Genomic DNA, 20,698 nt, shown 5'->3' with positions numbered 1-20,698 from the left:
GAGGGCGGCTGATATGGCCCGCACCATGCCGTGCGACGTTTCCGCCGGCGACACACTGGCCAGCGCCGAAGCCGCCGCCGAACGCCTCGTCGGCAGCTGTCTGGTCGACGGACCCGTCGGCGGAGTCGGCCTCGAAGTCGAGGCGCACTGCTTCGTTCTGGCCGATCCCGCGCGCCGTCCGGGCTGGGACGAGCTGACTGCGACGATCGCGACTCTGCCCCCTCTGCCCGGCGGCAGCGTGGTCACCGTGGAGCCCGGCGGCGCGGTCGAGCTGTCAGGGCCGCCGGCGGCCGAGCCCGCCGCCGCGATCGCGGCGATGCGTTCGGATCGCGCGGCGCTGCGCACGGCGTTCCGCCGGGAGGGCCTGGGTCTGGTGCTCCTCGGTGCCGACCCGCTGCGGCCACCCCAGCGGGTCAACCCCGGTGGCCGCTACCAGGCCATGGAGACGTTCTTCTCGACCAGCGGCACCGGGGAGGCGGGTGCGGCGATGATGACGTCGACGGCGTCGATCCAGGTCAACCTCGAGGCGGGTCCGCGTTCCCAGTGGGCGGACCGGGTCCGGCTGGCCCATGCGCTCGGTCCGACCATGGTCGCCGTCGCGGCGAATTCGCCGGTGCTGGCGGGCGCCTTCACCGGCTGGCAATCCAGCCGTCAGCGGGTGTGGTCCCAACTGGACTCGGCGCGCTGCGGCCCCGTGCTCGGCGCCAGCGGAGACGATCCGGCCAGCGACTGGGCGCGTTACGCCCTGCGGGCACCCGTCATGCTGGTGCACACCCCCGACCCGGAACCGGTCACCGAATGGGTGCCGTTCGCGGACTGGGCCGACGGCCGGGTGCTACTCGGCGGCCGACGGCCTACCAAAGCCGACCTCGACTACCACCTGACCACGCTGTTTCCCCCGGTGCGTCCCCGCGGGTTCCTGGAGATCCGCTATCTGGACAGCGTGCCGGACGAACTGTGGCCCGCGGTGGCGTGGACCCTTGCGACACTTCTCGACGATCCGGTCGCGGCCGACATCGCGGCCGAAGCCACCGAGGAGGTCGCGACGGCGTGGGATCGCGCGGCCCGCGTGGGCCTGGCTGATCGTCATCTGCACGCGGCCGCGCTCACCTGTGTGAGCGCCGCGGCCGAACGGGCGCCGTCGGAGGTGGCGGAGTCCATGGACATGCTGGTGCGTGCGGTCGAGCGAGGCCGCTGCGCCGCCGACGACGTCGCCGACCGCGTGGTGGACACCGGCATCGCCGGTGCGATCACCCACCTGGCAGAAGGAGAACTGTGACCGCGCGCGAGGTGCTCGCCGAGGAATTGATCACCGCCCGCGACCGAACCCTGCGGTTGGTCGACTTCGACGACGCCGAGGTGCGGCGCCAGTACGACCCGTTGATGAGCCCGCTGGTCTGGGACCTCGCCCACATCGGCCAGCAGGAAGAGCTGTGGCTGCTGCGGGGCGGCAACCCCGACCGGCCGGGGATGCTGTCGCGCCAGGTCGACCAGCTCTATGACGCGTTCGTGCATTCCCGGGCCAGCCGGGTCGACCTGCCGCTGCTGCCGCCCGCCGATGCCCGCGCGTACTGCGCCACGGTGCGCAACAAGGTGCTCGACGCGCTGGATGCGCTGCCCGACGATCATCCCGAGGCCTTCACGTTCGCAATGGTGGCCAGCCACGAGAACCAGCACGACGAGACCATGCTGCAGGCGCTGAACCTGCGCTCAGGTGCGCCGCTGCTCGACCGTGGCTGCGCGCTGCCCGAAGGCCGCGCCAGGCTCGCCGGGACATGGGTCGAGGTGCCCGCGGGTGAGTTCGTGCTCGGCGTCGACCCGGCCACCGAGCCCTTCTCGCTGGACAACGAGCGGCCCGCGCACACGGTCGACGTTCCCGCGTTCCGCATCGGCCGGGTCCCCGTCACCAACGCCGAATGGCAACAGTTCATCGACGACGGCGGATACGACGAGCGTCGCTGGTGGACGGATGCCGGGTGGGCCCATCGGCAGCAGGCCGGGCTGACCGCGCCGCAGTTCTGGAACACCGGCACTCTGGCCGGTACCCGCACCCGCTTCGGCCACATCGAGGACATCCCCGCCGACGAGCCCGTGCAGCACATCGACTTCCACGAAGCGCAGGCCTACGCGGCGTGGTCCGGTGCCCGCCTGCCCACGGAGGTCGAATGGGAGAAAGCGTGCGCTTGGGACCCTGCGGTCGGTCGGCGCCGGCGCTACCCCTGGGGGTCGCACGCGCCGTCTGCCGAGCGGGTCAACCTCGGGGGCACCGCGCTGCGGCCGGCTCCGGTCGGCGCCTATCCCGGCGGTGCCTCGGCCTACGGCGCCGAACAGATGCTGGGTGACGTGTGGGAGTGGACCACCTCGACGTTGCGGCCGTGGCCGGGGTTCACGCCGATGGTGTACGAGCAATACTCGTCCCCGTTCTTCGACGGGATCACCTCGGGGGAATACCGCGTCCTGCGCGGCGGCTCCTGGGCGGTGGCGCCCGGAATCCTGCGGCCGAGCTTCCGCAACTGGGACCATCCGATCCGCCGACAGATCTTCTCGGGCGTGCGGTTGGCCTGGGATGTGTAGGCACCTGGCCTGGTCGGGCGCGCCGGTCACGCTGGCGTCGCTGATGCTCGACCCGCCGTCCGGGCTGCTGGTGCAGTCCTATGCGCCGCGCCGGCAGAAACACGGGCTGATGAACGCAGACGGTTGGGGTGCAGGGTTTTTCGACGACGGGCAGCCCCGACGGTGGCGCAGCGCCGCACCCCTGTGGGGTGACGCGTCGTTCGCGTCGGTCGCGCCTGCGCTGAGGAGTTCCTGCGTGGTCGCCGCGGTGCGCTCGGCCAGCGTCGGGATGCCGATCGAGCCCTCGGCGTCGGCGCCGTTCACCGACGGCACCTGGCTGCTCTCGCACAACGGGGTGGTCGATCGCGCGGTCCTGCCGTTGTCCTCGCACGCCGAATCGACCAACGACAGCGCTCTGCTGGCCGCGCTGATCTTCGATCGGGGACTCGACCGGCTCGGCGACACCGTGGCCTCGGTGGCCGCCGACGATCCGAACGCCCGGTTGAACATCCTGGCCGGCAACGGTTCTCACCTGCTGGCCACCACGTGGGGCGACACCCTGTCGGTACTGCGCCGGCCCGACGGCGTGGTGGTGGCCAGCGAACCCTATGACGACGACCCGGCGTGGCAGGAGATCCCCGATCGCCACCTCGTGTCGGTGACCGGCAACGGGATCGACGCTCGGGTCGACCTCACCCCGCTGAAAGGATCGTGATGACGTTCTCGCTGGAGAACTACCTGGCCGCCGACGCCGCCGAGGCGGCCTTGCGTCGCGATGTCCGCGATGGATTGACCGGTGCGCCGAAGTCGTTGCCGCCCAAGTGGTTCTACGATTCCGTGGGCAGCGACCTGTTCGACCAGATCACCCGGCTGCCCGAGTACTACCCGACGCGTGCGGAGGCGCAGATCCTCGCGGCGCGCGCCGCGGAGATCGCGGCCGCCTCCGGCGCCGACACCCTGGTCGAACTGGGCAGCGGCACGTCGGAGAAGACCCGCCGACTACTCGACGCGATGCGCGAGCGCGGCGCACTGCGCAGATTCATCCCGTTCGACGTCGATGCGACGGTGCTCGAGGCGGCGGGCGCCGCGATCGCCGACGAATACCCGGGCATCGAGATCGCCGCGGTGTGCGGGGATTTCGAGGAGCATCTGGGCAAGATCCCGGCCGCCGGCCGCCGCCTGATCGCGTTCCTGGGTTCCACCATCGGCAACCTCACCGCCGGCCCCCGTGCCGAATTCCTGTCGTCGGTGGCGGCGATGATGCAGCCGGGCGACACCCTGCTGCTGGGCACCGATCTGGTCAAGGACACCGAGCGGCTGGTGCGCGCCTACGACGACGCCGCCGGGGTGACGGCCCGGTTCAACCTGAACGTGCTCGCTGTCGTGAACCGGGAACTGGGTGCGGATTTCGACGCCACCGCATTCACCCATGTGGCCCGCTGGAACCCCGACGAGGAGCGCATCGAGATGTGGCTGCGGTCGGATCGCGCGCAGCGCGTGAGCATCCCTGCGCTCGACCTGACTGTCGACTTCGCCGACGGCGAGGAGATGCTCACCGAAGTGTCGTGCAAGTTCCGGCCCGCGGGCGTGGACGCCGAACTCCGCGCGGCCGGCCTGACCCGCACACAGTGGTGGACCGATGAGGCAGGCGACTTCGGCCTGTCGTTGGCGGTCAAGTGACACTCGCGCAGGAGTGGCGGGCCGCGCGCCCCCCGGCGGCCGGAGTGCACCTGGACAGCGCCGCATGCTCGCGTCAGAGTGTCGCGGCCCTCGAGGCGGCGGCACGACACGCGCAGCACGAAGCCGAGGTCGGCGGCTATGTCGCTGCCGTCGCGGCGGCCCCGGTACTGGCCGCGGGCCGGGCCGCGGTGCGAGCGATGGCCGGGATGGCCGACGCCGAGGTGTTCTTCACCACGGGGTCCAACCACGCATTCGACATCCTGCTCGCGGACTGGGCCGGTGACCGGGTGATCGCCTGCCTGACCGGCGAATACGGTCCCAACCTCGCGATCATGGCCCGCCACGGCTTCGAGATCCGGGACCTGCCCGTCGACGGTTTCGGTCGGCTCGACCTCGACGCCGTCGGCGCGGCTCTCTCCAACGATCCGCCCGCGCTGGTGCACCTGACGATGCTGGGCAGCCACAGCGGGGTGGTCCAGCCGGCGCGCGAACTGGCCGGCGCGTGCCGCAGCCAGGGGTTGCCGCTGATCGTAGACGCGGCACAAGGTTTCGCGCACCTCGACTGCACGGACATCGGCGCTGATGCGATCTACACGTCGTCGCGCAAATGGTCGGCCGGGCCGCGCGGCGTGGGTGTGCTGGCCACCCGCCCCGGGTTGCTGTCGGACGGCACGCAGCAGCGGATCGCGCACGCTGAAGCCAGCGTCGCCTCGCACGTCGGGTTTTCGGTGGCGCTCGGCGAGCACCTCGCCGCAGGCCCGGCGGACATCCAGGCCCGGCTGCGCGAGGTGGGGGCTCAGACCCGCCGCGCGCTGGCCGACGTCGCGGGCTGGCACATACGGGAAAACGTCGACGAACCGAGCGCGATCACGACGCTGACCCCGCCCGAGGGCGTCGACGCCGCAGCGGTGCGGGAGGAGCTGATCGCCGAGCACAGCATCCTGACCACGTTCGTCGGCGTCGAGCGCGCGCCGAAGGAGTTGACCCGTCCCGCCCTGCGCGTCTCGCCGCACGTCGACGTGACCGACGACGACCTGGCGATCCTGGCCTCCGCTTTGGCGGTCGTGACCAGGGTGTGACGCGGGGCACTTCTGGTTATCCCTGCTTCACCATCACTGGAGGGGGATGCCGAGCATGACCGCCACCGACGCCGACGAATCCGGACCGCAGAGAACAGAGAAGCCGGAGAAGAAGCGCGACCGCACCCACTGGCTCTACCTCATGGTGATCGCCGCGGTCATCGCCGGCGTCGTCGTCGGCCTGGTGGCGCCCGAGGTGGCCGGATCGCTCGGCGTGCTGGGGGAGCTGTTCGTCAAGCTGATCAAGATGATGATCGTCCCGGTCATCTTCTGCACCGTCGTCCTGGGCATCGGCAAGGTGAAGGCCGCGACCGCGGTGGGCAAGGTCGGCGGCCTTGCCATCGCCTACTTCTTGGTGATGTCCACGGTGGCGCTGGCCATCGGCCTCGTGGTCGGCAACATCATCAGTCCCGGCACCGGGCTCAATGTGCCCAACGACCCCGGCAAGGGTGTCGAGCTGGCCGGTGAGGCCGAATCTGCCGGCGGCACAATGGACTTCATCGCCAACATCATCCCGTCGACGTTGTTCTCGTCGGTGACCGAAGGCAACGTGCTGCAGGCGCTGTTCGTGGCGCTGCTCGTCGGTTTCGGTATCCAGTCGCTGGGCACCGCGGGGGAGCCGTTGCTGCGCGGCATCGAGGCGCTGCAGAAGCTTGTGTTCAAGATCCTGATCGGCGTGCTGTGGCTCGCGCCGATCGGTGCCTTCGGCGCGATCGCGGCCGTGGTGGGCGACACCGGCTTCGAGGCGGTGATCCAGCTGGGCGTGCTGATGGCGGCCTTCTACCTGACCTGCGTGATCTTCGTCTTCGGGGTGCTCGGCGCGCTGTTGTGGACCGTGGCGCGGGTGTCGGTGTTCAAGCTCGCCCGGTACCTGGCCCGCGAATATCTGCTGATCGTCGCGACGTCGTCGTCGGAATCGGCGCTGCCGCGGCTGATCGCGAAGATGGAGCACGCCGGGGTCAAACCCGCGACCGTCGGCATCGTCGTGCCCACCGGCTACTCCTTCAACCTCGACGGCACCGCGATCTACCTGACCATGGCGTCGCTGTTTATCGCCGACGCCCTGGGCGACCCGCTGTCCATCCCCGAACAACTCGGCTTGCTCGCGTTCATGATCGTCGCCTCCAAGGGTGCCGCCGGCGTCAGCGGCGCCGGGCTGGCCACGCTCGCGGCCGGGCTGCAGAGCCACCGACCCGAACTGCTCGACGGCGTCGGGATCATCGTCGGCATCGACCGGTTCATGTCCGAGGCGCGCGCGTTGACCAACTTCTCCGGCAACGCCGTCGCCACCCTGCTGGTCGGGCACTGGACGCACAGCGTCGACGAGGAGCGGCTGCGCGACGTCCTCGACGGCCACCGCCCGTTCGACGAATCCACGATGGTCGACGACCACGACACCAGCGACCGGCCCAAGGAGACCTCTCCGACCGGGTAGGTAGGGCCCTGCCCGCCCGTCCGCACTTGCGCTGCCCGACGATTCGGTTGTGCCCGGCAACTGTTCTGTCGGTCACATCTGACGTGCCATGGTGGTCCCCGACACCACCGGCAGCACCGCAGAGAGGACCCCGCCATGAAGGTCGAAGATCTTCTGAAGCCCTTCCCCATCAAGGAGTTTCACCCATTCCCCCGCGCCATGATGGGGCCCGGCGCGCATGAGATGGTCGGCCCGGAGGCCCTCAAGATGGGCTTCAAGCGGGTCCTGCTGATGAGCTCGGGCCTGCGCGGCACCGACATCGTGCACAACATGGCCGAGTCGCTGAAATGGCACGGCCTCGAGGTCGTCGTCTACGACAAGGTGGAGTCCAACCCCAAGGACTACAACGTCATGGACTCGGTGAAGCTCTACCAGGAGAACGAGTGCGACAGCTTCATCTCCATCGGCGGCGGCTCCACCCACGACGCGTGCAAGGGCGCCCGCATCTCGATCGCCCATGACGGCCGCAACGTCAACGATTTCGAGGGCTTCAACAAGAGCGAGAACCCGAAGAACCCGCCGCACATCGCGATCTCCACCACCGCGGGCACCGGCTCGGAGACCTCCTGGGCCTACGTCATCACCGACACCACCACCGATCCCGACAACCCGCACAAGTACGTGGCATTCGACGACGCGTCGGTGGCGACGCTGGCCGTCGACGACCCGGTGCTGTACTACGAATGCCCGACCGACTACACCGCACAGTGCGGCTTCGACGTGCTCGCGCACGCCTCGGAACCCTATGTGTCACGGCTCAACTTCGAACCGTCGCTGGGCAACGCGATCCGCGCGATCAAGCTGACCGCCGAGAACCTGCGCGAAGCCACCTGGAACGGAACGGATCTCAAGGGCCGTGAGGGCATGATGTACGCCCAGTACATCGCCGCGCAGGCGTTCAACTCCGGTGGCCTCGGCATCATCCACTCGATCTCGCACGCGGTGAGCGCGTTCTACGACACCCACCACGGCCTCAACAACGCGATCGCGCTGCCCCGGGTGTGGGCATTCAACATGCCGGTGGCCTACAAGCGCTTCGCCGACATCGCCCAGGCGATGGGCGTGGACACCTACGGCATGACCGACGTGCAGGCCGCCGACGCCGCACTGGCCGCGGCGATCCGCCTGCTGCGCGACGTCAACATCATCGAGCGCTTCGTCGACGTCAAGCAGGACAGCTACTCGAAGAACCGGCTGGGCAAGGGCCCCACCAAGTTCTACGAGAACGCACCGGTGATCAAGGGCGACAAGGCCGACGTCGACCGCATCACCAACCACGTCCTCGGTGATGCCTGCACGCCGGGCAACGCCAAGGAGTGCACGTTCGACACCGTGCGCCCGGTGGTCGAGCACTGCATGACCGGCAGCCTCGACGAGCTGCTGCCGTAACGATGTTCGCGACCGTGGAGGAGGTGCGCGAGGCGCTCGCCGGGCAGGGTTACATCGCCGACGAGCGCCTGGCCACCACCGTGTTCTTGCAGACCCGCCTGGACAAGCCGCTGCTGATCGAGGGGCCCGCCGGGGTCGGCAAGACCGAATTGGCCAAGATGCTGGCGGCTGCGACAGGCCGCCGGCTGCTGCGCCTGCAGTGCTACGAAGGCCAGGACGAGACCAAGGCGCTCTACGAATGGGATTACGGCAAGCAGCTGCTGTACACCCAGATCCTTCGCGAGAAGATCGGGCAGCTGGTGGCCGATGCGACGGATCTCGACGAGGCCGTCGAGCGCATCGGTACCCAGGAGAGCGTGTTCTTCTCCGATCGCTTCCTGGCGCCGCGCCCCCTGCTGGAGGCGGTCCGGTCCGACGAACCGGTGGTACTGCTGATCGACGAGATCGACCGCGCCGACGAGGCATTGGAGGCGGTCCTGCTCGAACTGCTCGGCGAATATCAGGTTTCGGTTCCCGAACTGGGCACCTTCACCGCCACCCACGTGCCCTACGTGATCCTCACATCGAACAACACCCGAGATCTCGCGGCAGCGCTCAAGAGGCGGTGCCTTCACCTGTTCCTCGACTATCCGGCCGCCGAGCGGGAACTGCAGATCGTGCAGTCGAAGAACACCGGCCTGTCCGACGCGCTGGCCACCCAGCTCGTCGACGTCGTGCGCGGGTTGCGGGACCTGGAACTGCGCAAGGCGCCCAGCATCTCCGAGACCATCGACTGGGCCCGCACCCTGGCCGTCCTGGGTGTCGACGATCTGACCGCCCAGGTGCTCTCGGACACCGTGTCGGTGGTCGTCAAGTACGACAAGGACGTGCGCAAGGCACTCGATGCGCTGCCGCGGCTGGTCGACCCGAACGCGAAAGTACCGGAGCACCATCACCATTCGCATGGTCATCCGCACGGGCACGACCACCGTCACGACCACGATCACCATGATCACGGCGACGACGGTCGGACCGCCCGGCTGGCCAAGGACAAACCCGGCCGCTTCACGGACGGCTACTACGGCACGCCCAAGAAGTCGGAGCAGTCGGAAACGACCCTGCTGGGCCGACGCCGGGCACTGTGACCGATGGAAGCCACGCTGCACCGCTTCGTGCGGCTTCTGCGTCTGGGCGGGGTGCGGGTCTCGATCCCCGAGGCGACCGACGCGATGCGGTGCGCCGCGCAACCCGGGGTGCTGTCGTCACGGGCCGTGCTGCGCACCGCACTGCGCGTCGCGCTGATCAAGGACGAGCGTGACGGCCCGGTCTTCGACGAGATCTTCGACGCGTTCTTCCACCTCGTGCGGGTGGGTGACGACGCCTCCGGGCACGGGCACTCCCACGCCCATGACGACCTCGTCGACACCGGCGAGCTCGAATCCTTCACGCTCTCAGAGCAACCCAGCGACACCCCGGAGCAGGGTCACGAGCACGGGAAGCCATCGAGCATCCGCGACTACTTCAAACAGGAGGACCTCGCCCAGCGCTACAACATGCACCAGGAGGCCAACAAGATCGACCTGGCCGCCTTGACCGACGAGATCGCGTTCAGCGATCAGGCCCGCACAGGCGCCGATGACGCCTACCGGGTGCAGCTGTCCACCGACCGGCTGAGCGGTGCGCCCACCGTCGGCACGCTCTCGACGTCGGCCGGTACCCCCGTGGACGCGGAGCTGACCATCGCCCAGCAGGAGGCCCTACTCGGTTGGCTGGACGGCGAATTCGGTACCCAGGACGGGGACCAAGGTGACGCCGCGGCGATGCGCAGGCGGCTGGCAGGGGTCCTGGAGAATCTGCCGCAGGCACTGAGGCGTCACCTGGAGGCGCTACTGGCGCTGGAAACCGCGATCGTCGAGACGCGGGAGCGGCGCGAAGCCCGGGTGGACCGGATCGGGGAGGCCGAACGCGCCGACCTCGAGGACTCGCTGCGCCGGCTCGCCCGCACCCTGCACGGCGCGCTGACCCACCGGCGCCGGATCGCGGCCGCGGGGCGCGTCGACTCCGGCCAGACCATGCGCCGCAACATGCGCTTCGACGGGGTGCCGTTCATGCCGGTGACCGTGCGGCGCGCCGAGGACCGGCCCCGGCTGGTCGTGCTGGCCGACGTGAGCCTGTCGGTGCGAGCCACGTCGCGGTTCACGCTGAGCCTCGTGCACGGACTGCAGGACCTGTTCACCCAGGTTCGATCGTTCGTGTTCGTCGCCGACGTCGCCGAGACCACAGAACTGTTCCGCGAGCTACCCGACGATCGAGCCCTCGGGCAGATCTTCGGCGGCGATGTCGTCGACACGGCGGCGAACTCCGACTACGGAGCCGTGTTCGGCGAGTTCCTGGCCGAGCACTCGTCGGCCGTGACCCGGCGCACCACGGTGCTGGTGCTCGGAGACGGTCGCACGAACGGCCGCGATCCCAACCTGGCCGCGTTCGAGGAGATCACCCGCCGCGCGCGCGAAACCGTGTGGCTCACCCCGGAGCCGCGCTACTCGTGGGGTCTGGGCAGCTGCGATCTGCCCCGGTACGCCGAGTTCTGCGACCGGGTGCGGGTGGTGGCCGACCTGACGGGTCTGGAAAGCGCCGCCCACGATTTCGCGGCGGAAGCGGTCGGCAGGTGACCTGCGGGTCGTACCCTGGAAACGCCCGGTCACAGCACGTGACCGGCGCGAGGGTTGGCGAGGCGAGAAGGTGACGACAGGACACACGCACACGGCGGTGGAGTCACGCCTGCTGAAGTTCCACGCCCCGGAGATCGTGTTCGGGGTGTCCTCGATGGTCGAGGCCGCGCACGCGGCGATGCGGCTCGGGGCGATGCGGCCGATGCTGGTGACCGACCCCGGCCTCATCGAGGCCGGCTGGGCCGACGAGATGGTCGGACACCTCGCCGACCAGGGCATCGCGACCCGGCTGTGGCACGACCTGACGCCCAACCCCAAGGACCACGAGATCGCCGCGGGGTTCGAGCGCTACGCCGAGTCCGGCTGCGACGTGCTGGTGGCCGTCGGTGGCGGATCGGTGATAGACGCCGCCAAAGGCGTGGCGATCCTGGCCGCCAACGGCGGGAACATCCTCGACTACGAGGGCGTGGACAAGGCCGAGATGCCGATTCCGCCACTGGTGGTGGTGCCGTCCACGTCCGGCACCGGCGCCGACGTCTCGCAGTTCTGCATCGTCACAGACACCACCCGCAACACCAAGATCACGATCCTCGGCAGGGCGCTGGTGCCCGACATCACGGTGATCGATCCGCGGCTGCTCACCACGATGCCGGACTGGCTCAACGCGGCCACCGGTCTGGACGCCCTCACCCACGGCATCGAGGCGTTCGTCTCCCTGGGCCACAACCAGCTCACCGACCACCACGCGCTGCGCGCCGTGCAGATGGTGACCGACAACCTGGCCCACACCCTGGCGCGCCCGGACGAGATGCCGGCGCGGGTGCACATGGCCCAGGCCGCGCTGGAAGCGGGCCTGGCGTTCACCAACGCGATCCTCGGCGCCACGCACGCGATGAGCCATCAGGTGGGCGGGCTGCTCGACCTGCCGCACGGTGTCGTCAACGGTGTGCTGCTGCCGCACGTGATCCGGTTCAACGCCGAAACCGACCCCGAGCCGTACAAGACCATCGCGACGTTCCTCGGGGTGGCCGATCACGGCATGCCTGCCGCCGAAGCAGCACTCGCGCTGGCCGACCGCATCGACAGGCTGGCCCGCGACGTCGGAGTGCCCCGCGGGCTCGCCGAACTCGGTGTGCGGCACGAAGATCTGCCCCGGCTGGCGACGACCGCGCTGTCCGACGCGTGTATGAGCACCAATCCGCGGCCCGCGGATGTGGCGCAGATGCAGGCGTTGTTCCAGGCGGCGATGTGAGATGACGGCCGCCGACGCCGGCCCACCCGATCTGGCCAGGCTCACCGGCTTACGCTCGGGCAAGGGTCGCTTCTACTCCGAGTTGCGCGTCACCGCAGCGCGATTGGACCGGGTCATCGCGGCCCTGGACACCATCTCCCGCGCTCTGGTCCAGACGATCGACGGTCCGGAGAAGCTCGTGCGTGCGGTGGCCGAGGCGGCGCGAGCCACGCTGGACGCCGACTGGGTGCTGCTGGCCCTGGCCGACGGCGCGCTACCCGAAGCCAGTGTGCGACATCTGATCCTGGATTCCGCGGGCGTGGCCTACGCCTTCGAAGGCCTCTGCGACGCCACCGATCCGGGTGCGGCGCTGCCGGATGCGGTCCTCAACCGACTCAACGACATCCTGCGCGGACAGCTGGCCGCGTTCCGGTTGCCGGTGATGGAGAGCCGGCATGCCCACGTACCGATCGAGTTGGACGGCACGGTGATCGGGGCATTCGCGGCATGGACCTCGCCGCACCGGACCCTCGACGGCACCGATGCGATGGTGATGCGCATCCTCGCCGGTCAGACCGCGGTGGCGCTGCAGAATTCGGCGCTGTTCACCAAATCGGTGACGCTCTTGGAGCAGTCCGAGGCGCGCAACGCCGAACTGCTGGCCACCCAGCGCGAACTCGGAGCCGTCCAGCGCCACCAGGTCCTCAACTCCGAACGTCACCGTATCGCCCGCGAACTGCACGACAGCGTCGCGCAGACGGTGCTCTCGGCCGGAATGCAGATCGAAGTGTGCCGCAGTGAGATCGCCGAGCAGTCAACCGACCTCGCGGGTCGGCTCGATCTGGCCAAGGAGCTCACCCGCTCAGCCACCGAACAGTTGCGCTCGGCGATCTATGCGTTGAACCAGCCCGCCGACGCGCAGCGGTCCAGCCTGACCGCCATGCTGGGGCAGCTCGCCACCGTGCACATGCCCGAGGATCTCCGGGTGAGCCTGCGCGTCGACGGGCACGCACGGGAGCTGCCCAGCGATGTCGAGCACGCCCTGCTGCGCATCGCGGGGGAGGCGCTGTTCAACACCGCGATGCACGGCAACGCCACCCGTGCCATCGTGCGGCTCACGTATCGCGCGGACGCGGTGTCACTTTCGATCGCCGACGACGGCACGGGCGATCCCCACAAGATCCGGCTCATGCTGAGGATGGCGGAGGCCGCCGACGTCGACGGCCGCCACCGCGGTCTGGCCAACATGGCCGCCCGCGCGACCGGACACGGCGGCAGCTTCGATGTGTACCGATCCCGCCTCGGCGGAGTCCGCGTCGTGGCTCGCATCCCGTATCGCGCAGCAGTTCTCGAAGAAAGTGGGATGCCATGACACCCATCAGGCTGGTCCTCGTCGATGACCACGCGATCCTGCGCCAAGGTCTGCGGTCGGTTCTCGAACGCGCCGACGACCTCGTCGTCGTCGGCGAGGCGGCCTCGGAGGCCGAGGCCGAAGCGGTTGTGCGCGCCACCTCGCCCGACGTCGTGCTGCTCGACCTCAAACTCTCGGCGGGCTCGGAGTTCGAAGGACTGACGCTGTGCGGCAAGCTCTCCGCCGCCTATCCCGGCCTGGGCCTGCTGATCCTCACCACATTCCTCGACGAGGACCTGGTGGTGCGCGCCGTCCATGCCGGCGCCCGCGGCTACGTCGTCAAGGACGTCGACACCACCGAGCTGGTCCGCGCGATCCGCGCGATCTCCGCCGGGGACAGCGCGTTCGACTCGCGCAGCGCCGCGGCGGTGGTCCGCTCCCTGTCGGGCCGCGGTGAGCCGAAGGCGCAGCTGACCGACCGGGAGGTCGAGGTGTTGCGGCTGCTGGCGGCGGGGCTGTCCAACAACAAGATCGGCGAGAAGCTCTACATCTCTGCGACGACGGCGAAGTTCCACGTCAGCAACATCATGCGCAAGCTCGAGGTGAGCAGACGGGCCGAGGCGGTGTACGCCGCGAGCAAGCGGGGCCTGATCTAACGGTCGAGGATCAGCCAGCCGCCGTGGAACTCGAAGGTGCGTGCGGAGATTCCGCGATGGCGGCGCATCAGGTCGTCTGCCAGACCCTGCATGCGTGAGCGGTCGAAGCGCTGCAGGTGTCCGTAGCAGGCGCGTGGCTCGTCTTCGAAGGGGACGGCGATCACCACCCGGCGGCGCGCCAGGCGCAGCGCCTCGTCGCAGACCGCGATCATCACCGCGTCCGGGAGATGTTCGATCAGGTGCAGCGCGGTGACGGTGTCTGCGCTGCCCGACGGCAGCGGCACGGCTGTCGCATCGCAGGCCAGCGTGGTCAGCGGACGCTGTAGCCGTGGGCTCACGGCGGCGAGGAGTCGCATGGTCGAGGCGCTGAGATCGGTTGCGGTGACCTCGATGTGGCGGGCCATGCGCAGGGGGAAGAAGCCGAAACACGATCCCAGATCGAGCAATCGGGTGCCGAGCACCTGCGCCTGCGCTTCGGCGTGGATGGGCCCGAAGGCAGTGGCACCGCGGTCGAGGGCAGCCAGCGAATTGCGATAGAACCGCAGCCAGGATGCCACGCTGCCGTCGACGGTCGAGCGGACCACCCCGGTGAAGACCAGCTCGAACTCCGCCTGTCCGCGCAGTACCTCGGTGTCGACGAGGTGCTCGGTCAGCAGCGAGGTCAGCGCGTCGGACAGCTCCGCGGGACCCAGATCGTGCTCGACACTGAGCAGTTCGTCACGCCGCTGCACACAGAACCTGCCCGCGCACACCGTTGCCGCGCTGCGGTGGGGTCGGTGCGGGCCCCGCCGGCGACTGACCCGGATGCCGTGGCTGCTCCACAGGCCCCGGGGCGACGGTGCCAGCGGATCGAGTTGAGCTGCTTGCATATTCGCTGACGCTAGGAGATGGTGGGCGGTGCTCGCGTGCCCCGATCGGGTGCGATGTGCGGGCCGCCCGGGTGGGTGGGTACTGTCCGATCGGCGAGTTCTGGCGCCTCGGTCGGGCTTCTACCGTGGACGGCACCGAGATGCAGAGGAGTCACCATGGCCGCCTGGTTCGAGACAGTCGCCGACGCGCAACGACGAGCCCGGAAGCGACTGCCACCCAGCGTGTACAGCGCACTCGTCGCCGGTTCCGAGAAGGGCGTCACGGTATCGGACAACACGGCGGCGTTCGCCGAGCTGGGATTCGCACCGCACGTGGCCGGCCTGTCCGGTAAGCGTGACATGGCGACCACGGTGATGGGACAGGCGATCTCGCTTCCCGTGCTGATCTCTCCGACCGGCGTACAGGCGGTCCATCCGGACGGCGAGGTGGCGGTGGCCCGCGCGGCGGCCGCCCGCGGCACCGCGATCGGTCTGTCGTCGTTCGCGAGCAAGCCGATCGAGGAGGTCACGCTCGCCAACCCGGCCACGTTCTTCCAGATGTACTGGACCGGCGGCCGGGACAAGCTGCTGGCCCGCATGGAGCGAGCGCGGCGCGCGGGCGCGGCGGGCCTGATCATCACCACCGACTGGTCCTTCTCCAACGGCAGAGACTGGGGCAGCCCGGCCATCCCGGAACGGATGGACCTCAAGGCGATGCTGCGCTTCGCTCCCGAAGGGCTCCGCAGGCCGCGGTGGCTTCTCGAGTTCGCGAAGACGGGACGGGTGCCGGACCTGACCGCGCCCAACCTCGCCGACGGCGGCGCCGCGCCGACCTTCTTCGGCGCCTACGGCGAATGGATGCAGACGCCGCTGCCGACCTGGGACGACATCGCCTGGCTGCGGGAACAGTGGGGCGGGCCCTTCATGCTCAAGGGCGTGATGCGCGTCGACGACGCCCGGCGGGCCGTCGACGCCGGCGTCACCGCGATCTCGGTGTCCAACCACGGCGGTAACAACCTCGACGGCACCCCGGCAGCGATCCGTGCGCTGCCCGCCATCGCCGAGGCGGTCGGCGACCAGCTGGAGATCGTGCTCGACGGCGGCATCCGTCGCGGGTCCGACGTCGTCAAGGCCGTCGCCCTCGGCGCGCGGGCGGTGATGATCGGGCGCGCGTACCTGTGGGGGCTGGCCGCCGGCGGGCAGGCCGGCGTCGAGAACGTCCTCGACATCCTGCGCGGCGGAATCGATTCCGCGCTACTCGGCCTCGGGTTGTCGTCCATTCAAGAACTGCAGCCCGCCAGTGTCATTGTGCCCGAGGGCTTTCGACGCGACCTCGGAGTGTAGCGGGGGTCTGCCGGAGACTACTGCGACTTGTGTGCGGTGAGCAGGAACGCGCTCATCTTCGCGCGTCCCTTGTCGTCACGCGCATGCGGCGGCAGGGGGACCTCGGCAGGCATCTTCGCGTGGATGAAGGCTGGTCGCACCTCGTCGATCTCCCAGTATCTGCCGACCACCTCGCGCAGCTCGTCCTCGGTGACCTCGTTGGGCTTCTGGTCGACGTCGGGCGGGAACGCACCCGCGGCGAACACCAGGATGAAGTAGTTCGCTCCCGGCGCTGCGGCGCGGTGCACCGATCGCACGTACCCGTCGCGGCCGTCGACGGGCAAGGAGTGGAACAGCGTCGAGTCCATCACCGTGGAGAACCGGCCGTCGAAGCCGGTGATGTTCGTGATGTCCGCCGCCAGGAACGTCGCCCCGGTCAGGCCGCGGTCCTGCGCCGCCGCCGTCGCAGCGGCGACCGCGGTCGGGGAGAGGTCGATCCCGGTCACGGTGTGGCCCTGGGCCGCCAGCGCCAGCGACAACTGGGCGTGCCCGCAGCCGGCGTCGAGCACCTCACTGCGGACCTTGCCCGCCGCGATCAGAGCGGCGAGTTCGGGTTGCGGTTCACCGATGTTCCAGGGCGGCTCGCCGCCGAGGTCGGTCTCGCCCCGATACGCGCTGTCCCAGTCCATGTCATGGAGGTTGTCGGCCATGAGCGCCAAGGTACGCGTCGTGCGGGAAGTTTCGACCGGCCTCGCGGCTTGAAGAAGGAGACAGGTTCACCGAATCCGGTTCACCGACGGACGGACACACCATGACGATCAGGCCCCTGACCATCCCCCGCGGTTCCTTCGACCTCGCAGGACTGCTGCACCTGCCCGACGACCAGCGCCCGGGCCCGGCTGTCGTCCTGTCGACGCCCGGCAGCAGCGTGAAGGAACAGATCGGCGCCAATTATGCGTCCCGATTGGCGGCCAGGGGCATCGCCGCTCTCGTGTTCGACCCGGCGTACCAGGGTGAGAGCGGTGGCACGCCGCGCGACCTCGAGGATCCGTACCGGCGCGGCGAGGACATCTCGTTCGCCATCGACGCGCTCCAGCAGGTGCCCGGCATCGACGCCGATCGCATCGGAGTGCTCGGCATCTGTGCCGGCGGCGGATACGCCGTGCACACGGCCCGCACCGACCACCGCATCCGCGCGGTCGGCACCGTGGTGGCCGGCAACATGGGCGACAGCTGGCGGTCGTCCGCATTCTCTCCCGACGGTCCGGCGGCGGCGCTGGACCGTCGGGCGGCGGAGCGCACCCGCGAGGTCCGGACCGGCCGCCTCGAGCGGCTCACCTGGCTGCCCGACACCGCGGAAGACGCTGTCGCCGCGGGCATCACCGACATCGACAACACCCAGGCGATCGAGTACTACCGGACGCCGCGGGGCGGTCACCCGCGGTCGACCAATCGACGGCTGGCCCGGGGCGACACCCTGCTGATCGGGTACGACGCATTCCACCTCGTGGATCAGTTGCTGACCCAGCCGCTGCAGGTCATCCTGGCCGGACGCCGAGGCGTGACGGGGTCCTACGAGGCGGGCATGAAGCTCTGGCAGCTCGCCCCGAATCCGATCGACCTGATGGTGATCGAGGGCGCCGGCCACTACGAGATGTACGACGTGGCCGAATACGTCGATCAAGCGGTCGACCGGCTGGCCGCGTTCTACCGCGAGCACCTACCAGCGACGTAGTTACCGCTGGCCCTCACGTCGGCACCTCCCAGGTGTGCACCGGATCGTTGGTGTGCATGTGTTCGCAGTACAGGCGCAACATCTCGGCCAGCGCCTCGGGTCGGCTCAGGCCGCGGTCCTGCAGCGCGGCCACCGCGGCGGTCTGCCAGACCGCGCCGTTGCGGCCTGTCTTGGCGCGCCCCTCGATCACCCCGAGGTAGCGGTCCCGCACCTCGGCGGCCACCTCCCAGCGACGCAATCCCTCATCGGCCAACGGCAGCAGATGGCGCAGCACCAGTTCGTCCGGGGTGACCTCGCCGGCGCCCGGCCAGTAGAGGCGGGCATCCAGCCCGTGCTGGGCGGCGGCCTCGAAATTCGCCCGGGCCGTGGCGAAACTGAGCTTGGTCCACAGGGGGCGATCCTCTTCGGACAGTGCTCGCAGCGCGCCGTAGTAGAACGCGGCGTTGGCCATCATGTCGACCACCGTGGGTCCCGCGGGCAGCACCCGGTTCTCGACCCGAAGGTGCGGACGACCCGCCACGACGTCGTAGACCGGGCGGTTCCAGCGGTAGATGGTGCCGTTGTGCAGCCGCAGCTCCGACAGCGTCGGCGTGCGGCCTGCGGCGAGTTCGGCAACCGGATCCTCGTCAGACAGCTCGGGCAGCAGCGACGGGAAGTACCTCACGTTCTCCTCGAACAGGTCGAATATCGAGGTGATCCAGCGTTCCCCGAACCACACCCGCGGCCGCACACCCTGGGTCTTCAACTCGTCGGGGCGCGTGTCGGTGGCCTGGGCGAAGAGTTCGATGCGCGTCTCGGCCCACAGCCGGTGGCCGAAGAAGAACGGTGAATTGGCGCCCAGGGCGAGCTGCGGCCCGGCCAGCACCTGGGCGGCGTTCCAGTTGTCGGCGAAGTCGCCGGGGGAGACCTGCAGATGCAATTGCATGCTGGTGCAGGCGGATTCGGGTGCGATCGACGCGGTCTGCAGGCTCAGGCGTTCCGGACCAGCGATGTCGATGTCGATGTCCTCACCGCGCGCGGTGAAGATCGAGTCGTTGAGTGCCTGGTAGCGGGTCGACTCGCTCATCCAGTGGCCGGCCAGGTGCTGAGGCATCAACGTCGGCAGGATGCCGACCATCACGATGTGCGAACCGTCGGTGTTGGCCTTGGCCTCCGCGGCGTTCAGGCTGGCCCGCACCTCGGCCTCCAGGTCGAGCCCGGCGCGGCCGGGCAGCCGGCGCGGCGGCACGTTGAACTCGATGTTGTAGGCGCCGAGTTCGGTCTGGTAGGCCGGGTCGGCGATCGCGGCGAGCACCTCGGAGTTGGTCATCGCCGGCTGGTAGTCACCGTCGACCAGGTTGCACTCGATCTCCATGCCGGTCAGCGGCTTCTCGAAGTCGAAGCTGGACTGCGCCAGCATCGTCTCGAACACGTCGAGGCACAGCTGCACCTTGCGTCGGTACTCGCGGCGGTGCTCGCGAGTGAACTCGGTCTGTGTCAGTTCCTCGCCCACGACAGCCATTCAACGCCATCGCCGGCGGTCGGGCGGGACAGTTGGCCGGTAAGGTCGCTCCTGCGGCACGGGGGGAGGAATCGACGTCGGTGAGTTCGAGTGTCAGCTTTGCGCTGCTCGGGCCGTTCCACATGACCGTGGGAGGTGCGGCGGTCCCGCTGGGCACGCCGAAGCAGCGGGCCGTGCTGGCCGTCCTGGTGCTGCACCGCAATCGGGCCCTGCCCGCCGAGATGCTGATCGACGCCGTCTGGGGTGAGCAGGCCCCGGCCGAGGCCCGCGCCAGTCTGCACGCCTACGTCTCCAACCTGCGCCGTCTGCTGCGCACCTCCGGCGTGGACGACCGCCGGCTCCTGGAGAAGACCTCCGGGGGCTACCGGGTGCACGTCGACGATCAAGACGTGGACCTGGACCGGTTCATCGCGGCCCGGACGGCAGGTCTGGAGTCGGCCGCGGCGGGACAGTTCGAGGAAGCGAGTGCCCACCTGTCGGACGCGCTGGCCCAGTGGCAGGGTGACTTCCTCACCGACCTGCGGGGCTTCCCGTTCGTGCAGCCCTTCGAGGTGGCCCTGTCGGAAGACAGGATCTCGGCGCACACCGTCCGAGCCCAGTCCGAGATCGCCTGTGGCAGAGCCGAGTCGGTGATCGGTGAACTCGAGGAGTTGGTCGCCCGCCACCCCTACCGGGAGCCGCTGTGGGCCCAACTGATGACGGCGTACTACCTCACGCAGCGTCAATCCGACGCCCTGGACGCGTATCGCCGGCTGAAAGCGGTGCTCGCCGAGGAACTCGGCATCGACCCGGCGCCCGAACTGCGCGACCTGCATGCCGTGATCCTGGCGCAGGGGCCCCTGAACGTGGGACCGTCGATCAGGAAGACCGCGGCCGACACCATGGTGGCCACCGTCAACCGCCTGATGTCGGCGTCGCAGGCCGGCGCCGCGCGGCTGCGCGCGCCGGCGGGCCGGACGTATCCGCTGACCCATGCCGTCACTCGGATCGGCCGGCATTCCGACAACGACATCGTGCTCGGCGACCCGCGCGTCAGCCGCCATCACGCGGTCATCATCGGCTCGGGCACCGGGTTCGTGATCATCGACGCCGGGTCGGCCAACGGGATCCACCGGAACGGAGGACGGGTCCAAGGCAGCGCGGAGCTCTCCGACGGCGACCGGCTCGGGATCGGCGACGGCGAGTTCGTCTTCGAACACGACACCTGAGATCACGCGACCGCCCGGC

The 20,698-nt window shown here is 69.4% G+C and carries 18 protein-coding genes; 15 read left to right on the top strand and 3 right to left on the bottom strand.

Annotated elements, in window-relative coordinates; all coding sequences use genetic code 11:
- Window positions 1-13: 13 nt before the first annotated feature.
- From egtA to ACXYX3_RS23785, 12 genes are all read left to right on the top strand, one after another.
- The gene (gene egtA, locus ACXYX3_RS23840; RefSeq protein WP_458609269.1) at window positions 14-1,279 is read left to right on the top strand and encodes an ergothioneine biosynthesis glutamate--cysteine ligase EgtA; all 1,266 of its coding nucleotides are present in this window, start codon (window positions 14-16) and stop codon (window positions 1,277-1,279) included.
- Window positions 1,276-2,574, top strand: coding sequence for an ergothioneine biosynthesis protein EgtB (egtB, locus tag ACXYX3_RS23835; RefSeq protein WP_458609267.1), 1,299 nt, complete (start codon window positions 1,276-1,278; stop codon window positions 2,572-2,574). The genes egtA and egtB overlap by 4 nt, the downstream gene beginning before the upstream one ends.
- Window positions 2,567-3,268 (top strand): ergothioneine biosynthesis protein EgtC, encoded by a 702-nt coding sequence (gene egtC / locus ACXYX3_RS23830; protein ID WP_458609266.1) that lies wholly within the window; start codon window positions 2,567-2,569, stop codon window positions 3,266-3,268. The genes egtB and egtC overlap by 8 nt, the downstream gene beginning before the upstream one ends.
- Complete coding sequence (egtD, locus tag ACXYX3_RS23825; RefSeq protein ID WP_458609265.1) at window positions 3,268-4,233, top strand: L-histidine N(alpha)-methyltransferase; 966 nt, start codon at window positions 3,268-3,270, stop codon at window positions 4,231-4,233. The genes egtC and egtD overlap by 1 nt, the downstream gene beginning before the upstream one ends.
- On the top strand, window positions 4,230-5,312 hold the full coding sequence (egtE, locus tag ACXYX3_RS23820) for an ergothioneine biosynthesis PLP-dependent enzyme EgtE (RefSeq protein WP_458609264.1): 1,083 nt from the start codon (window positions 4,230-4,232) through the stop codon (window positions 5,310-5,312). Before egtD ends, egtE begins: the two co-directional genes overlap by 4 nt.
- Before the next feature lie 55 nt (window positions 5,313-5,367).
- Window positions 5,368-6,747 carry a cation:dicarboxylate symporter family transporter gene (locus ACXYX3_RS23815; protein WP_241204654.1) on the top strand — a complete coding sequence of 460 codons (1,380 nt, stop codon included), beginning with the start codon at window positions 5,368-5,370 and terminating at the stop codon, window positions 6,745-6,747.
- Between the two features lie 135 nt (window positions 6,748-6,882).
- Window positions 6,883-8,175: an NDMA-dependent methanol dehydrogenase gene (gene mdo, locus ACXYX3_RS23810; RefSeq protein WP_458609262.1), complete on the top strand. Its 1,293-nt coding sequence runs from the start codon at window positions 6,883-6,885 to the stop codon at window positions 8,173-8,175.
- A 2-nt stretch (window positions 8,176-8,177) separates the two neighbouring features.
- On the top strand, window positions 8,178-9,299 hold the full coding sequence (locus ACXYX3_RS23805; RefSeq protein ID WP_458609260.1) for an AAA family ATPase: 1,122 nt from the start codon (window positions 8,178-8,180) through the stop codon (window positions 9,297-9,299).
- Window positions 9,300-9,302: 3 nt separating this feature from the next.
- On the top strand, window positions 9,303-10,826 hold the full coding sequence (locus ACXYX3_RS23800) for a VWA domain-containing protein (protein WP_458609258.1): 1,524 nt from the start codon (window positions 9,303-9,305) through the stop codon (window positions 10,824-10,826).
- A 70-nt stretch (window positions 10,827-10,896) separates the two neighbouring features.
- A complete protein-coding gene (locus tag ACXYX3_RS23795) occupies window positions 10,897-12,078 on the top strand; it encodes an iron-containing alcohol dehydrogenase (RefSeq protein ID WP_241204650.1) in 1,182 nt (393 codons plus the stop codon).
- 1 nt (window position 12,079) lies between these two features.
- Complete coding sequence (locus tag ACXYX3_RS23790) at window positions 12,080-13,429, top strand: MadS family sensor histidine kinase (RefSeq protein ID WP_458609256.1); 1,350 nt, start codon at window positions 12,080-12,082, stop codon at window positions 13,427-13,429.
- Window positions 13,426-14,064, top strand: a complete 639-nt coding sequence (locus tag ACXYX3_RS23785) for a MadR family response regulator transcription factor (RefSeq protein ID WP_241204649.1) — start codon at window positions 13,426-13,428, stop codon at window positions 14,062-14,064. Before ACXYX3_RS23790 ends, ACXYX3_RS23785 begins: the two co-directional genes overlap by 4 nt.
- Here the strand turns inward: ACXYX3_RS23785 and mftM are convergent.
- Entirely contained in the window at window positions 14,061-14,933 is an 873-nt protein-coding gene (gene mftM / locus ACXYX3_RS23780) for a mycofactocin oligosaccharide methyltransferase MftM (protein ID WP_458609255.1), read from the bottom strand. The two genes, ACXYX3_RS23785 and mftM, sit on opposite strands and share 4 nt — an antisense overlap.
- A gap of 156 nt (window positions 14,934-15,089) precedes the next feature.
- On the opposite strand from mftM, the gene mftD reads away from it, so the two are divergent.
- A complete protein-coding gene (mftD, locus tag ACXYX3_RS23775; RefSeq protein ID WP_458609254.1) occupies window positions 15,090-16,256 on the top strand; it encodes a pre-mycofactocin synthase MftD in 1,167 nt (388 codons plus the stop codon).
- 17 nt (window positions 16,257-16,273) lie between these two features.
- Here the strand turns inward: mftD and ACXYX3_RS23770 are convergent, their stop codons facing one another.
- Window positions 16,274-16,924: a methyltransferase domain-containing protein gene (locus tag ACXYX3_RS23770; protein WP_458612206.1), complete on the bottom strand. Its 651-nt coding sequence runs from the start codon at window positions 16,922-16,924 to the stop codon at window positions 16,274-16,276.
- Window positions 16,925-17,046: 122 nt separating this feature from the next.
- On the opposite strand from ACXYX3_RS23770, the gene ACXYX3_RS23765 reads away from it, so the two are divergent.
- Window positions 17,047-17,970, top strand: a complete 924-nt coding sequence (locus tag ACXYX3_RS23765) for an alpha/beta hydrolase (RefSeq protein ID WP_458609252.1) — start codon at window positions 17,047-17,049, stop codon at window positions 17,968-17,970.
- 13 nt (window positions 17,971-17,983) lie between these two features.
- On the opposite strand, the gene ACXYX3_RS23760 is transcribed toward ACXYX3_RS23765, so the two are convergent.
- Window positions 17,984-19,471, bottom strand: a complete 1,488-nt coding sequence (locus ACXYX3_RS23760; RefSeq protein WP_458609250.1) for a glutamate-cysteine ligase family protein — start codon at window positions 19,469-19,471, stop codon at window positions 17,984-17,986.
- Between the two features lie 122 nt (window positions 19,472-19,593).
- Between ACXYX3_RS23760 and ACXYX3_RS23755 the strand changes: the two genes are divergently transcribed.
- Entirely contained in the window at window positions 19,594-20,679 is a 1,086-nt protein-coding gene (locus ACXYX3_RS23755; protein ID WP_458612205.1) for a BTAD domain-containing putative transcriptional regulator, read from the top strand.
- Window positions 20,680-20,698: the final 19 nt, after the last annotated feature.

It is taken from the genome of Mycobacterium sp. Panama NTM2 (assembly GCF_054355555.1).
This window is presented reverse-complemented; position numbering and strand designations above follow the sequence as displayed.

Bases quoted from the DNA above. Each gene is read 5' to 3' on its own strand.
- ACXYX3_RS23765 (WP_458609252.1), top strand. From the start codon at position 17,047: ATGACGATCAGGCCCCTGACCATCCCCCGCGGTTCCTTCGACCTCGCA.
- egtC (WP_458609266.1), top strand. From the start codon at position 2,567: ATGTGTAGGCACCTGGCCTGGTCGGGCGCGCCGGTCACGCTGGCGTCG.
- egtD (WP_458609265.1), top strand. From the start codon at position 3,268: ATGACGTTCTCGCTGGAGAACTACCTGGCCGCCGACGCCGCCGAGGCG.
- ACXYX3_RS23785 (WP_241204649.1), top strand. From the start codon at position 13,426: ATGACACCCATCAGGCTGGTCCTCGTCGATGACCACGCGATCCTGCGC.
- ACXYX3_RS23760 (WP_458609250.1), bottom strand. From the start codon at position 19,471: ATGGCTGTCGTGGGCGAGGAACTGACACAGACCGAGTTCACTCGCGAG.
- ACXYX3_RS23770 (WP_458612206.1), bottom strand. From the start codon at position 16,924: ATGGACTGGGACAGCGCGTATCGGGGCGAGACCGACCTCGGCGGCGAG.
- ACXYX3_RS23800 (WP_458609258.1), top strand. From the start codon at position 9,303: ATGGAAGCCACGCTGCACCGCTTCGTGCGGCTTCTGCGTCTGGGCGGG.
- mftM (WP_458609255.1), bottom strand. From the start codon at position 14,933: ATGCAAGCAGCTCAACTCGATCCGCTGGCACCGTCGCCCCGGGGCCTG.
- mftD (WP_458609254.1), top strand. From the start codon at position 15,090: ATGGCCGCCTGGTTCGAGACAGTCGCCGACGCGCAACGACGAGCCCGG.
- ACXYX3_RS23815 (WP_241204654.1), top strand. From the start codon at position 5,368: ATGACCGCCACCGACGCCGACGAATCCGGACCGCAGAGAACAGAGAAG.
- ACXYX3_RS23755 (WP_458612205.1), top strand. From the start codon at position 19,594: ATGACCGTGGGAGGTGCGGCGGTCCCGCTGGGCACGCCGAAGCAGCGG.
- ACXYX3_RS23805 (WP_458609260.1), top strand. From the start codon at position 8,178: ATGTTCGCGACCGTGGAGGAGGTGCGCGAGGCGCTCGCCGGGCAGGGT.
- egtA (WP_458609269.1), top strand. From the start codon at position 14: ATGGCCCGCACCATGCCGTGCGACGTTTCCGCCGGCGACACACTGGCC.
- ACXYX3_RS23790 (WP_458609256.1), top strand. From the start codon at position 12,080: ATGACGGCCGCCGACGCCGGCCCACCCGATCTGGCCAGGCTCACCGGC.
- mdo (WP_458609262.1), top strand. From the start codon at position 6,883: ATGAAGGTCGAAGATCTTCTGAAGCCCTTCCCCATCAAGGAGTTTCAC.